Annotated in this window: 14 protein-coding genes and 1 pseudogene; 11 read left to right on the plus strand and 4 right to left on the minus strand. The window is 68.1% G+C overall.

Annotated features, from left to right (window positions below; all coding sequences use genetic code 11):
- Window positions 1–7: 7 nt before the first annotated feature.
- The 3 genes from RT614_RS06900 (at window position 8) to alkB (ending at window position 2,983) form a co-directional block, all read left to right on the plus strand.
- Entirely contained in the window at window positions 8–1,525 is a 1,518-nt protein-coding gene (locus tag RT614_RS06900) for a phospholipase D family protein (RefSeq protein ID WP_313621226.1), read from the plus strand.
- A 92-nt stretch (window positions 1,526–1,617) separates the two neighbouring features.
- Window positions 1,618–2,328, plus strand: coding sequence for a 2OG-Fe(II) oxygenase (locus RT614_RS06905; RefSeq protein ID WP_313621228.1), 711 nt, complete (start codon window positions 1,618–1,620; stop codon window positions 2,326–2,328).
- A 1-nt stretch (window position 2,329) separates the two neighbouring features.
- On the plus strand, window positions 2,330–2,983 hold the full coding sequence (gene alkB, locus RT614_RS06910; RefSeq protein ID WP_313621229.1) for a DNA oxidative demethylase AlkB: 654 nt from the start codon (window positions 2,330–2,332) through the stop codon (window positions 2,981–2,983).
- Between the two features lie 70 nt (window positions 2,984–3,053).
- Here the strand turns inward: alkB and RT614_RS06915 are convergent.
- A pseudogene (locus RT614_RS06915) lies at window positions 3,054–3,263 on the minus strand (carboxymuconolactone decarboxylase family protein); the annotation flags it as partial.
- Between the two features lie 186 nt (window positions 3,264–3,449).
- Between RT614_RS06915 and RT614_RS06920 the strand changes: the two are divergent.
- The 5 genes from RT614_RS06920 to RT614_RS06940 all read left to right on the plus strand — a co-directional run bounded on the left by RT614_RS06920 (window position 3,450) and on the right by RT614_RS06940 (window position 6,973).
- Window positions 3,450–4,451: a formylglycine-generating enzyme family protein gene (locus RT614_RS06920; RefSeq protein WP_313621231.1), complete on the plus strand. Its 1,002-nt coding sequence runs from the start codon at window positions 3,450–3,452 to the stop codon at window positions 4,449–4,451.
- A gap of 61 nt (window positions 4,452–4,512) precedes the next feature.
- A complete protein-coding gene (locus RT614_RS06925; protein WP_313621233.1) occupies window positions 4,513–4,905 on the plus strand; it encodes a VOC family protein in 393 nt (130 codons plus the stop codon).
- A 15-nt stretch (window positions 4,906–4,920) separates the two neighbouring features.
- The gene (locus RT614_RS06930) at window positions 4,921–5,730 is read left to right on the plus strand and encodes an AraC family transcriptional regulator (RefSeq protein ID WP_313621235.1); all 810 of its coding nucleotides are present in this window, start codon (window positions 4,921–4,923) and stop codon (window positions 5,728–5,730) included.
- An 84-nt stretch (window positions 5,731–5,814) separates the two neighbouring features.
- Window positions 5,815–6,183, plus strand: coding sequence for a cupin domain-containing protein (locus RT614_RS06935; RefSeq protein ID WP_313621236.1), 369 nt, complete (start codon window positions 5,815–5,817; stop codon window positions 6,181–6,183).
- A 43-nt stretch (window positions 6,184–6,226) separates the two neighbouring features.
- Window positions 6,227–6,973, plus strand: coding sequence for an SDR family oxidoreductase (locus RT614_RS06940; RefSeq protein ID WP_313621237.1), 747 nt, complete (start codon window positions 6,227–6,229; stop codon window positions 6,971–6,973).
- A 5-nt stretch (window positions 6,974–6,978) separates the two neighbouring features.
- On the opposite strand, the gene RT614_RS06945 is transcribed toward RT614_RS06940, so the two are convergent.
- Window positions 6,979–7,497 carry an MgtC/SapB family protein gene (locus tag RT614_RS06945; RefSeq protein ID WP_313621238.1) on the minus strand — a complete coding sequence of 173 codons (519 nt, stop codon included), beginning with the start codon at window positions 7,495–7,497 and terminating at the stop codon, window positions 6,979–6,981.
- 56 nt (window positions 7,498–7,553) lie between these two features.
- Window positions 7,554–9,167, minus strand: a complete 1,614-nt coding sequence (gene rtcR / locus RT614_RS06950; protein ID WP_313621239.1) for an RNA repair transcriptional activator RtcR — start codon at window positions 9,165–9,167, stop codon at window positions 7,554–7,556.
- Window positions 9,168–9,371: 204 nt separating this feature from the next.
- On the opposite strand from rtcR, the gene RT614_RS06955 reads away from it, so the two are divergent.
- The 3 genes from RT614_RS06955 (at window position 9,372) to RT614_RS06965 (ending at window position 12,565) form a co-directional block, all read left to right on the plus strand.
- Window positions 9,372–10,589: an RtcB family protein gene (locus RT614_RS06955; protein WP_313621241.1), complete on the plus strand. Its 1,218-nt coding sequence runs from the start codon at window positions 9,372–9,374 to the stop codon at window positions 10,587–10,589.
- A 62-nt stretch (window positions 10,590–10,651) separates the two neighbouring features.
- Entirely contained in the window at window positions 10,652–11,689 is a 1,038-nt protein-coding gene (gene rtcA, locus RT614_RS06960) for an RNA 3'-terminal phosphate cyclase (protein WP_313621243.1), read from the plus strand.
- Between the two features lie 93 nt (window positions 11,690–11,782).
- Window positions 11,783–12,565 carry an SDR family oxidoreductase gene (locus RT614_RS06965; protein ID WP_313621244.1) on the plus strand — a complete coding sequence of 261 codons (783 nt, stop codon included), beginning with the start codon at window positions 11,783–11,785 and terminating at the stop codon, window positions 12,563–12,565.
- Between the two features lie 22 nt (window positions 12,566–12,587).
- Here the strand turns inward: RT614_RS06965 and RT614_RS06970 are convergent, their stop codons facing one another.
- Entirely contained in the window at window positions 12,588–13,280 is a 693-nt protein-coding gene (locus RT614_RS06970) for an HAD family phosphatase (protein WP_313621246.1), read from the minus strand.
- Window positions 13,281–13,382 lie beyond the last annotated feature (102 nt).

Here is a 13,382-nt window from a genome sequence, read left to right on the forward strand (position 1 = left end):
CCCGCACATGTCCATTCTTAGCGCGTTGATTCCCCGGTGTTCCCTGCCCCCGCTGGGCCAACGCAGCGTCTCGCACGCGCTTACCGCCCAGGAAGCCCAGGCCACGCCCCTGGGCCAGGCGATCGCCCCGCTAGCGGCGGCGCATCCCGGCAAATCCGGCATCCACGCCCTGGCTCACGCCCACGACGCCTTCGCCGCCCGCATGATGCTGGCCCGGGCCGCCGAGCGCAGCCTGGACGTGCAGTACTACATCTGGCACGCCGACATGACGGGCGTCCTGTTGCTGGAAGCCTTGCACGAAGCCGCGGACCGCGGCGTGCGCGTGCGCCTGCTGCTGGACGACAACGGCACGTCCGGACTGGACCAGGCCTTGTCCGCGATGGACGGGCATCCCAACATCCAGGTGCGGCTTTACAACCCCTTTGCCGTGCGCTGGCCCAAGCCGCTGGGCTACCTGACGGAATTCGGCCGGCTGAACCGGCGCATGCACAACAAATCGTTCACCGCGGACAACCAGGCCACCATCGTCGGCGGGCGCAACATCGGCGACGAATACTTCGGCGCCACGCTGGGCGTGCTGTTCACCGACCTCGACGTGCTGGCCATCGGCGCGGCCGTCAGCGACGTATCGACGGACTTCGATCGCTACTGGAACTGTGAATCCGCGTACCCGGTGAGTGCCCTGCTCAAAGAGGCGTCTGCCACCGAGCTGGAAGAACTGGAAGCGGACGCCGCGAACATCGAGCGCTCGCCGCAGGCCGCAGCCTATGCCCAGGCCATGCGCGAACTTCCCTTCATCCGCCAGCTGCTGCGCGGCGAACTGGCGTTGGAATGGTCCGATACGCGGATGGTCAGCGACGACCCGCGCAAGACCATTGGCACCGCGCCACGCGAAGCCATGCTGCCGCACCAGCTTCATGAAATCGTGGGCGTGCCGACCCGGGACCTGGTGCTGGTGTCGCCGTATTTCGTTCCCACCGCCGCCGGCACGCAGGCATTCGCCAAGATGGCCCGCAACGGCGTCAGGGTGCGGGTGCTGACCAATGCCCTGGAGGCCACCGACGTGGCGGTGGTGCACTCGGGCTACGCGAAGCGCCGCAAGGCCCTGCTGGCCGCCGGCGTCGAACTTTATGAAATGAAGCGCATGGCCGCGCGCACCGAGCGCAACAAGGGCATGGGCCCGTTCGGCAGTTCGGGCTCCAGCCTCCACGCCAAGACGTTCGCCGTCGACGGGCAACGGGTGTTCGTGGGTTCGTTCAATTTCGATCCCCGCTCGGCCCGGCTGAACACCGAACTGGGCTTCGTGATCGACAGCCCGGTCCTTGCCCGGCACATTGCGGACGCGTTCGATCAGGAGATTCCCCGGACGGCCTATCGCGTCCGTCTGGACGACATGGGCAAACTCTACTGGGAAGAAGCGGGCGACGGCCGAACGCTGCGGCACGACGCCGAGCCGGGCGCCAGCCTTTGGCAGCGCCTGATCGTATGGCTCGCGTCCCGGTTGCCGCTGGAGCCCCTGCTGTAGGTCAGCAACAAGCGGAGTGGCCCTCCGTCGCGCAAGGCGTAGACTGGACGTGGCCACTCCCCCTCACCGGCTCCCATGATTCCCGGCCCCCCATGACCCCGCCATCCGCCGACGCCTTGCTCAACCAGGACTGGACCCGCGCCTCCGCCGATCTCGACGCGCACGGAAACGCCATCCTGCCCGCCCTGCTGACCCCCGCGCAATGCGCGGCCTTTGCGGGCGCCTATGGGGATGACGAGCGCTACCGCAGCCGCATCGTGATGGCGCGCCATGGCTTCGGCAGGGGCGAATACAAATACTTCCGCTATCCCTTGCCCGCGCTTCTGCAAAGCCTGCGCAGCGCCCTTTACCCGCGTCTGGCGCCGATCGCCAACCGGTGGAACCGGCAGATGGGAATCCAGGCGCAGTATCCCGCCGACCATGCGCAGTTCCTGGACCGGTGCCATGCCGCCGGCCAGCGCCGGCCCACCCCGCTGATCCTGCAATACGGGCCGGGCGACTACAACTGCCTGCACCAGGACCTGTACGGCGATCACGTCTTTCCCTTGCAGGTGGCGATATTGCTGTCGCAGCCGGGCGAGGATTTCACCGGCGGCGAATTTGTCATGACGGAAACCGGCAGCCGCGAACAGCGGGCCGACGTGCTGCCGCTGCAACAGGGCGACGCACTGGTCTTCACCGTGAACCAGCGGCCGGTGCCCGGCGCGCGAGGCTGGCGCAAGGCCGCCATGCGCCACGGCGTCAGCGCGCTGCTTACCGGCCGCCGCCACACGCTCGGCATCATTTTTCACGACGCGGTCTGACATGACGCTTTCCCTCTTCGGCGACGACGACCCCGCCCAGCCTGGACGCGTGGTGCTGGGTCAGCAGTCCGTGGTGCTGCGCGGCTACGCGCTGCCGATGGTCGACGACTTGCTGGGCGGTGTAGACGACATAACCGCGCAAGCGCCGTTTCGCCACATGGAAACGCCCGGCGGCTACACGATGTCGGTGGCGCTGACGAACTGCGGCGAACTGGGCTGGACGACCGATGCGCGCGGCTACCGCTACAGCCGCATTGATCCTCAGTCCGGCAAGCCGTGGCCGGCCATGCCGGATGCATTCCGAAGGTTGGCGGTGGAAGCGGCGCGGGAAGCCGGCTTTCCCGGTTTCGCACCGGACGCCTGCCTGGTCAACCGCTACGAGCCGGGGTCGCGCCTGTCGCTGCACCAGGACAAAAACGAGCGCGATTACGACGCCCCCATCGTATCGGTGTCGTTGGGCATGCCGGCCATGTTCCTGTTCGGCGGCGACAAGCGCGCCGACAAGGCCGCGCGAGTGCCGCTCTTTCACGGCGACGTCGTGGTCTGGGGCGGCGTGGACCGGCTGCGCTTCCATGGCGTGATGCCGCTGAAGGACATGCCGCATCCGCGGCTGGGCAGCCAGCGCATCAACTTCACCATCCGCAAGGCGGGCTAGGGGCGCAAGCCCCGCCCGCCTGCCCTAAGCGCGGGCCGGCCGTTCACGCCGTTCACGCCAATCACGCCGCTTACGCCGCGCGCAATTGCACGCGCGGAAAGTCCACCGGCACGTCGAACGCCACGTTCACGTAGTTCGTGAACAGGTTCAAGGCCACATGAGCCAGGATCTCCACGATCTGCTCATCATTGAACCCGGCCGCGCGCAGCGCCGCGACGTCGGCGTCGCCCACCTGGCCGTGCTGGCGCACCAGCTTCAGCGCGAAATCCAGCAACTGGGCTACGCGAATGCGTCGGCCCTGTCGCGTCTCTTCAGCCAGAAGATGGGCGCCTCGCCGCGGCAATGGCTGGACCGGCGCGACACGGCCTCGTGACGCCGCCGCGACATGAGGGTTCCCCGCCACTGGCGGCCCGGACGCGGCGGCCCTACTATTGCCCACCTTCACGCCCTGCCCGATCGGATTCCCATGCGACCACGCACTGCCCTGGTTCTTGTCTGCACCCTGGTGACGGCGCCCCTCCTGGCGGCGGAGCCGCCGGCCCTCATTGAAAATTCGCTGGGCATGACGTTCGTCCGCGTGCCCGCGGGCACGTTCCAGATGGGCAGCGACGAAGCGCCCGACACGCTGGCCTCCGCTTATGCCCATTACCCCGCCGATCGCTTCGCCCAGCTATTCGACGAGGCGCCGGTGCATACCGTGCGCATCACGCGCCCGTTCTACCTGGAACGCACCGAAGTCACCGTGGGGCAGTTCCGGCGCTTTATCGAGGCCTCGGGCTATGTGCCCGAGTCCGAAGCCGACGGCACAGGCGGCTATGGCTACAACGCCGACTACGAACCGGAAAAGTCCGTGACGGGCGACGCCTTCGAAGGCCGCGACCGCCGCTACTCCTGGCGCAACCCCGGGTTTCCGCAGGGCGACGACCACCCCGTCGTGAACATCAGCTGGAACGACGCCCAGGCCCTGGCGCAATGGCTGACCCGGAAAGAGGGCCGCGTGTACCGGCTGCCCACCGAGGCCGAATGGGAATACGCCTGCCGCGCCGGCACGCGCACCCGCTACCAGAACGGCGACGATCCGGCCGACATGCCCACCGTGGGCAACGGCTTTGACGCCGACGCGCAACCGCTGTGGCCGAAGTGGCAGGCCTATGCCTCGGCCCGCCACGATGGCAACACCTTCACGGCGCCGGTCGCCAGCTACGCGCCCAACGCCTTCGGCCTGTACGACATGCACGGCAACGCCTGGGAGTGGGTGGCGGACTGGTACGGCGAGGACTACTACACCCACTCCCCCACCGACGATCCGCAGGGGCCCGCCACGGGCAACGTGCGCGTGCGGCGCGGCGGATCGTGGCATACCTGGGCGCTCTACACGCGCTCGTCCTACCGCAACTGGAATACCCCGGAAACCCGGTACCCGCTGGTGGGGCTGCGCCTGCTGCGGGAGGCGGACGCGGCTGATTGACAAAAGAAATCCCGCCTGTGGGTTAGCATGGCCGCACGATCCACTTGAAGAGAGTCCTGACATGCATTCCCTGGGCCGTCTCGTTCTGCTCGTGAACGACTACGACACCGCCATTTCCTTCTACCAGGACAAGCTGGGGATGGAAGTGTTCGTCGATATGCCGGTGGGGCAGCAGCGCTACGTGCATCTGCGCCTGCGCGAGCAACCCTCGGTGGGCGTGTGGCTGCTCCAGGCGCAGACACAGGCGCAGCGCGACCGCGTCGGCGACCAGACCGGCGGCCAGCCGGTGGGCGTGTTCTACACCGACGACCTGCCGCGCGACCACGCGCGCTTCGCCGCCAAGGGCGTGCGCTTCACCCGCGAGCCCGTGCACGAAGAGACCGCCACCTACGCCCACTTCATCGACCTGTACGGCAACGAGTTCGTGCTGGTCCAGGTGAAGCAGCCGGCCTAGCCGCCGGGCCGCAGCATGCCGCGCGACACATCAAGCGGAGACTGGATCCGGCGCGCTGCGCCGTCCAGCCGCGTCGAGCGCATCGAGGCCTATTTCGGCGGCCATGGCTACGACATGCACCGCCATGACACCTACGCGATCGGACGCACGCTGTCCGGGGTGCAGAGCTTCCACTATCGCCGCGGGCTGCGGCACAGCCTGCCGGGCGGCACCATCGTGCTGCATCCCGACGAGGCGCACGACGGCCAGGCCGGCACCGAGGCGGGATTCCGCTACCGCATGATCTACGTCGAGCCGGCGCTCATTCAACAGATCCTGGGCGGCCGGCCGCTGCCATTCATCCGCGATGGCATCAGTGCCGATCCCCGTCTGTATGCCGCCAGCGCGGCGCTGCTTCAAAGTACCGGCCGGCAGATCGACCCGCTGCAGGAAGACGACGCGCTATTCGAGCTGGCCCACGCGCTTTGCAGCGCCGCGGGCCGCAAGACGGGACGACGCTTTCCCGACTACGCCGCCGCTGACCGCGCGCGGCATTACATCCACGCGTCGCTGGACCAGGCGATCACGCTGGACGACCTGGCGCGCGCGGCGCAGACCGACCGCTGGAGCCTGTCGCGCGATTTCCGCGCGCTGTTCGGCACCAGCCCCTATCGCTACGTGATGCTGCGGCGCCTGGATCTGGCCCGCCGGCTCATTGCGGCCGGCCTTCCTCTGGCGCAGGCCGCCGTCGACGCGGGATTCACCGATCAAAGCCACATGACGCGCCGGCACGTCCAGGCCTACGGCATCGCGCCCGATCGCTGGCGCCGCATGCTGCACAGCTGACCCTGTAAAAAGCTGCTTGATCGTACAAGACGGCGCGTGCGCGCACGGCGTAACCTGGGTGCTCAACTTTCCAACGGAGACGCCATGTCCAGCCCGCAACCCATCAATCTGGCAGCCAAGCTGGCGCTGATCCACGAACACTGGATGCCCAAGGTCATCGCCGAGATGAACGACTACCAGTTCAAGCTCGCCAAGCTGAAAGGCGAATTCGTCTGGCATTCGCACGCCGATACCGACGAGACCTTCATCGTCGTCCAGGGCCGCCTGCGCATTGAACTGCGCGACGGCGCCATCGACCTGGGGCCCGGCGAAATGACCGTGATTCCCCGCGGCGTGGAGCACAGGCCCTGTGCACTGGAAGAGGTGCATCTCATGCTTATCGAGCCGCGCGGCGTCGTGAACACGGGCGACCAGGGCGGCCCGCGCAGCGCGCCCAACGACGTATGGATCTGATGGGGCGCCTTTGCTAAGGTGAAGCCCCCAACAGGAGGAAACCATGTCCAAAGTCATGCTGGTCACCGGCGGCAGCCGCGGCATCGGAGCCGCCGTCGCCAGGCTGGCCGCCCGCCGCGGCTATGCGGTGGGCGTCAACTACAACGCGAACGCCGATGCGGCGCAGGCCGTGGTGGATGATATCCAGCGCGATGGCGGCAAGGCCGTCGCCATCCAGGCTGATGTCGCGCAGGAAGACCAGGTGCTGCAGATGTTCCGCACCCTGGACGAGCGCCTGGGCCGCATCGACGCCCTGGTCAACAACGCGGGCATCCTGGAAAAACAGATGCGCGTGGAAGACATGGACGCCGCACGGCTGGCGCGCGTGCTGTCCACCAACGTCGTCGGGCCGTTTCTGTGCGCCCGCGAAGCGGTGCGGCGGATGTCGCCACGCCACGGCGGCCAGGGCGGCGCCATCGTCAACGTGTCGTCAGTGGCGGCGCGGCTGGGCTCCCCGAACGAATACGTGGATTACGCGGCGTCGAAGGGCGCGATGGACACGCTGACCATCGGCCTGTCCAAGGAAGTCGCGCCAGAGGGCATACGGGTGAACGGCGTGCGGCCCGGCACCATCTACACCGACATGCACGCCAGCGGCGGAGAACCCGGCCGTGTCGACAGATTGAAGAGCGTGATTCCGCTGCGCCGCGGCGGCACCGTGGAAGAAGTGGCCGGCGCCGTCATGTGGCTGTTTTCGGACGAAGCCGGCTACACCAGCGGTTCGTTCATCGAGGTGTCGGGCGGCAACTGAGCCCGCTACTTGTCGTCCGGCGAAACCACGCGTTTGTCCTGCTTTTCAGAGATGCGCGTCTCGACGCGGCGCAGCACGGCCAGGACGAACAGCGCCATCAGGGTGCTGACCACGGCGGTCGCTTCGCGCCCCATGCCTGCCGCCACGCCGATGGCGGCGGTCATCCAGATGCTGGCCGACGTGGTCAGCCCGTGGATTTCCCGCTCTGCGCCCAGCTTGATGATGGCGCCCGCCCCCAGAAAGCCGATGCCCGCGATCACGCCTTGCAGCACGCGGCTCAGGTCTCCGACCTCCATGCCGCCCTGCAAGGGCACCAGCACGAATATGGCCGCGCCCAGCGCCACCAGCATGTGCGTGCGCAGCCCGGCGGCCTTGCCGCTACGTTCGCGCTCGTAGCCCAGCAAGCCGCCCAACAGGACGGCCATGCCCAGCCGCAGCACGATGCGCGTGGCCTCACCCGCATCGGGGATGTCGGCGAATTCACTACGCACCGTGGACCAGATTTCAAGCCAGATTCCCGACATCTACGATTCCTTGGAGCCGAAGTGGAATCAGCATAGCAGGCGGCGCGCAGGCGCCGCTAGGACACGCTGGCCCGCAACTGCTCCCAGTGCAACCCGTGCTTGGCCAGGTACTTGCGCAGGCGGTCTGCGTCGTTCACCACGCTGCGCGCGGCGCGCGAGGCCTGGAACAGCTGCCGGCCGGCGTCCGACAGGCTGCGCGCCCCGAAGCAGACCCGCAGCACGGCCTCGAGCTGCAGGCGGTCGAAGAGGTCCATGGCGTCCACGCGTTCCGGGCCCAGCAACGCGGCCAGGTCGGACGCGCCATCCGCGGAACCCGCAGCAGGCTCGTCGCGCCGCCACAGCCAGCGCAGGCGTTCGATCTCGGCCTGCACCAGGTCCAGCCCGATGCGTCCGCCGTCGGCCAGCGTGGCCATGCGCAAGATGCTGGAAGAAAGGTCCCGGAAGTTGCCCCGCCACGGCGCGTCCGGGCTTTGCGCGAATTTCAGGTAGGCCTGGCGCGCCTCGGCGTTGAAGCGCACCATCTGATGGTGCTCGCTGGCGTGCAGCGCCAGCAGATGGTCCATGTTCGGCTCGATGTCTTCGCTGCGCTCGGCCAGCCCGGGTAGATCGTAGGTCCACATGTTGATGCGCGCGTACAGGTCTTCGCGGAAGGCGCCGGCGGCGACCTCCCGCCGCAGGTCCCGATTGGTGCCCGCGATGAGCTGGAAGTCGCTTTCCACTTCTCGGTCGGCGCCCACCGGATAGAAGCGCTTTTCCTCGATCGCCTTGAGCAGCATGGCCTGCTCGTCCACGCCCAGCTCGCCGATCTCATCCAGGAACAGCACGCCCTCGTGCGCCGTGCGCAGCAGGCCGGGGCGGTCGGCCACGGCGCCCGTGTAGGCGCCCTTCTTATGGCCGAACAGCGCGGCCGCGGCCGTGTCGCCGCGCAGCGTGGCGCAGTTGACCTCGACGAACGGCCCGGCGATGTGATGGCGCGCCTTCTTCAGTTCGAACATGCGGCGCGCCAGGAACGACTTGCCCGCGCCCGTGGGCCCGGCCAGCAGGATCGCCGCGCGCGAACGCACGGCCACCCGCTCGACCTCGGCGATCAGCGCATTGAAGCGGGCGTTGCGCGTGGCGATGCCGCGCTTGAGGAATTCCACGGCGTCGCGCTGCTCGGCGGCGAAGCGCTGCGCGATGACGTCGTAGCGCGACAGGTCCAGGTCGATCAGGGTGAGCCCGCCGGCCATGCCGGGCTGCTGGCGGCGCGGCGGCGCCGTCTGCACCAGCACGCCGGGCAGCGTGCGCGACTCCACCAGCAGGAACTGGCAGATCTGCGCGACGTGGGTGCCCGTGGTGATGTGCACCCAATACTGCTCGCGTTCCAGGTCGAAGGAATAGGCGCGCGCCCAGCCGTGCAGACAGTTGTAGACCTCGCCGAAATCCCACGGATCGGCCAGGTCCACCTCGATCAGATTGACGCGGGTTTCAGGCGACACCGCCGCGATATCCGCCAGGACCACCTCGGCCAGCTTGCGGTGGCGCGCCGTGTAGAGCAGCTCCATGCGCGCGATGATGCGGTCTTCGTGCTGGGTGAGCGCCACCGTGGGCCGCCATTTTTCCCAGCGCGCCGGCCCGTAGCCCGCATCGAGTTGCGTGCCGATGAATCCCACCACGACGACCTGTTTCATTGGATAAGTTTCTAGCTATTTTTATAAGATCGGTGGATTTTAGGAAAGCCTGCGTCATTGCGCAACGAGGCGCCGCCTACAATCGATCCCTTGAAAATCAATGCGTTGCGGATTTTGTTCCTACCCCGCCGCAAACCTGGCACGGCATTTGCGTTGATGAACCCGGGCGGCAACCGCCCACGTCACACGCAATGGAGAACAACAATGAACTATGAACTGCACGAAGTCGCCGGCGGCGTCCCCGTGAAAATGTGGACCCGCGGCGTTCCCGTCGAGGACGAAGCGCGCAAGCAGCTCGAAAACGCGGCCCGCCTGCCCATCATCCACAAGCACATCGCCGCGATGCCCGACGTGCACTACGGGATCGGCGCCACCGTGGGGTCGGTGATCCCCACCGTGAAGGCCGTCATCCCCGCCGCTGTCGGCGTGGATATCGGCTGCGGAATGATGGCCTGCAAGACGACGCTGCGCGCCAACGACCTGCCCGACAACCTGGGCCCGCTGCGCGCCGCCATCGAAAAGGCCGTGCCCCATGGGCTGACGCCGCGCCACCATGGCCGCGACCGCGGGTCCTGGGACACGCCGCCCAGCGAGGCCGACGTGGCGTGGCGCGCGCTGGCGCCGGAGTTCGAGGCCCTGTGCCAGGATTACCCGCGCCTGGCCAACACCAACAATTACCGCCACCTGGGAACGCTGGGAACGGGGAACCACTTCATCGAGGTGTGCCTGGACGAGCAAGGTTCCGTGTGGTTCATGCTGCACTCCGGATCGCGCGGCGTGGGCAACGCCATCGGCACCCTCTTCATCCAGCTGGCCAAGAAGGACGCCGAACAGCACCAGCGCAACCTGCCCGACCAGGACCTGGCCTACTTCGAGGAAGGCTCCAAGTACTTCGGCGATTACGTGCGCGCCGTGGGCTGGGCGCAGAAGTTTGCCCGCGCCAACCGCGAAGTGATGATGAGCCGCGTGGTCAATGCCGTGCGCCAGGTCATCGCCAAGCCCTTCGACGCGCACATGGAAGCGGTGAACTGCCACCACAACTACGTAAGCCGCGAGACCCACTTCGGCGAAGAGGTGCTGCTGACCCGCAAGGGCGCCGTGAGCGCCAAGGCGGGTGAACTGGGCATCATTCCCGGAAGCATGGGCGCCAAGAGCTACATCGTGCGCGGCAAGGGCAACCCGGAGAGCTTCATGAGCTGCAGCCACGGCGCGGGACGCGTCATGAGCCGCACCAAGGCCAAGAAGCTGTACACCGTGGCCGACCAGGTCGCCGCCACCGAGGGCGTGGAGTGCCGCAAGGACGCCAACGTCATCGATGAAATCCCGATGGCCTACAAGGACATCGATGCGGTGATGCTGGCCCAGCAGGACCTCGTGGAAGTGGTCTACACCCTGAAGCAGGTGGTGTGCGTGAAGGGATGACCCATACCGCGCCGGCCACGACGGCCCGGCGCGGGACCATCGATACAAAAGGAGAATAACCAGTGATAGAACTGGATGGATCGGAAGGCGAAGGCGGCGGGCAGATCCTGCGCACCAGCCTGACGCTTTCGATGATTACCGGACGCCCCTTGCGCATCCGGCAGATACGCGCCCGACGCGCCAAGCCCGGGCTGATGCGCCAGCACCTGGCCTGCGTGCACGCAGCCATGGATATCAGCAAGGCCGGCTGCGAAGGCGCGGAGCTGGGCTCGCAGACGCTGACGTTCAGGCCCGGCGCGATCCGCGCCGGTGACTACCGCTTCGCGATCGCCAGCGCCGGCAGCTGCATGCTGGTGCTGCAGACCGTGCTGCCTGCGCTGCTGGCGGCCGACGGCCCGAGCCGGATCGAACTGCAAGGGGGCACGCACAACCCGCTGGCGCCGTCGTTCGACTTCGTGGCGCGCGCCTATGCGCCGCTGGCGCGCAAGCTGGGCGCCGGCATCTCGCTGGATCTGACCCGGCGCGGCTTCTATCCCGCCGGCGGCGGCGCGGTGGCGGCGGCCATCACGCCGGCGGCCGGCGGACTGACGCCCATGAACATCGCGCATCGCGGCGACGCCATCGCCCTCGGCGCCGAGTGCGTGGTGGCGGGGGTGCCGCGCAGCGTGGCCCGCCGCGAGCTCGACACGCTCGGCGCCGCGCTGGACTGGCCTTCCGCGCAGTTGCGCGTCGTGGACGGACGTCACAACGAAGGCCCCGGCAATGCGTTGGCCGCCGTGCTGGAATACGCGGAGCTGACCGAAGTCTTCACTGCTTTCGGCGCCAAGGGCGTCACGGCCGAGACCGTGGCGCGCAGCCTGGCCCGCGAGGTGCGCGAGTACCTGGACAGCGACGGGGCGTTGGGCCCGCACCTGGCGGACCAGTGGCTGTTGCTGCTGGCCCTGGCCGTGCGCGACAGCGGCGCGCCCGCGCACTTCACGTGCAGCGAGCTCACCGACCACACGCTCACCAACGCCAGCGTCATCGAACGCTTCCTGCCCGTGGCCATCCGCCATGCGCCAAGCTCGCGCGGACATCGCGTCGACGTCCTGCCTGTCTGATTCTGTCGCATCTCGCGCCGCACAGCGCGGGCCAACTGGTTTACAAACCTGGATACGCCCGCGCCGTCCGGCGCGCATCGACAGGAGCTCCACATGGACTTGCAGTTGACGGGTAAACGCGTGCTCATCACGGGCGCTTCCAAGGGCATCGGCCTGGCCTGCGCGCTGGCCTTCGCGCGCGAAGGCGCCGAGCCGATACTGGTTGCGCGCGACGATGCCGCCTTGCATGGCGCCACGGCGGCGATCCGCGATCAGACCGGCCGCCAGGCCGATGCCGTGACGCTGGACCTGGCGCAGCCCGGCGCGGCGGAACGCCTGTGCAAAGAGGCCGGCCCGATCGACATCCTGGTGAACAACGCCGGCGCGGTGCCGGGCGGCGCATTGGACCAGGTGCAGGACGAACGCTGGCGCGCGGGATGGGAATTGAAGGTGCACGGCTACATCGCCCTGGCGCGCCACTATTACCCGAAGATGTGCGAGGCGGGCGCCGGCGTCATCGCCAACATCATCGGCATGGCAGGCTCCGCCCCGCGCGCCGACTACATCTGCGGCGCGGCGGCCAATGCCTCGCTCATCGCGTTCACGCGGGCGCTGGGCGGCGAAGCGCCGCGCCACGGCGTGCGCGTCTTCGGCGTCAATCCGTCACGCACCCGCACCGATCGCGTGCTGACGCTGGCGCGGCAACGGGCGCAGGCGCGCTGGGGCGATGAATCGCGCTGGCAGGAAACGCTGTCGGACCTGCCCTTCGGGCGGCTCATGGAGCCCGGCGAGGTCGCCGACATGATCGTGTTCGGCGCCTCGCCTCGGGCGGGCTACCTGAGCGGCACCGTGATCGACCTGGACGGCGGCGAACAATACTCCACGCACGGGCGCTGACGCCCGGCCCGGCGCCGCCACATCAGGCGGCCTGGACTTGCCAGCCCGCCAGCAGCGCGGGCAACTGGCGCATATCCGTGAACACCTGCGACACGCCCACATTGCGCAGCGCCTGCGCGCCGCTGTGGCCCAGGTTGTCAGGGCTGTACCCGAATACCGTGGCGCCCGCCGCGACGCCCGCCGTGGCGCCGGTGACGGTGTCTTCAACGATGGCGCAGCGCCGCGGATCCACGCCCAGCGCCTGCGCGGCCGCCAGGTACACGTCGGGGAACGGCTTGCTGCGCGGCATTTCGTGGCCGCTGAAGATGCGCCCTTCGAAGCAGTCGGCGATGCCCACCTTGGCAAGCTGCAGTTCCACCTTGCGACGGTCCGCGCCGGAAGCCACGGCGATGCGGCCGTCCAGCGCCTGGTGCAGCGCGCGCACGGCGTCGGGCGCGCCGGGGATCTCGAGCAGATCGCGGTCCAGGGCATCGTTGCGGCGCTGGCGGAACTGGACGAACCAGTCCGGCGTGATGGTGGCGCCGGTGCGCGCTTCGATCAGGGGCAGCTCGTCCTTCACCGCCTTCCCGGTGAAGATATCCATCGTCTCCGCGTGCGTGATGTCCCAGCCCAGTTCATTGAGCATGTCGGTCAGCACACGGCTGGTGATGGGTTCGGAATCGACCAGGACGCCGTCGCAATCGAACAGCACGGCGTCAAAGGGAAAATCAGTCATTGCGGGCAGCGTGGGAAGTATCCATGAAGCCGGTAAGCATACTTCAAGCCCGGCCGGCCTCTGGCGGGCCGCGGCAATGCGCCGCAAGCAGCGGAGTGCCGG

This window comes from Achromobacter sp., from assembly GCF_032102605.1.
Classification (GTDB): domain Bacteria; phylum Pseudomonadota; class Gammaproteobacteria; order Burkholderiales; family Burkholderiaceae_B; genus Achromobacter.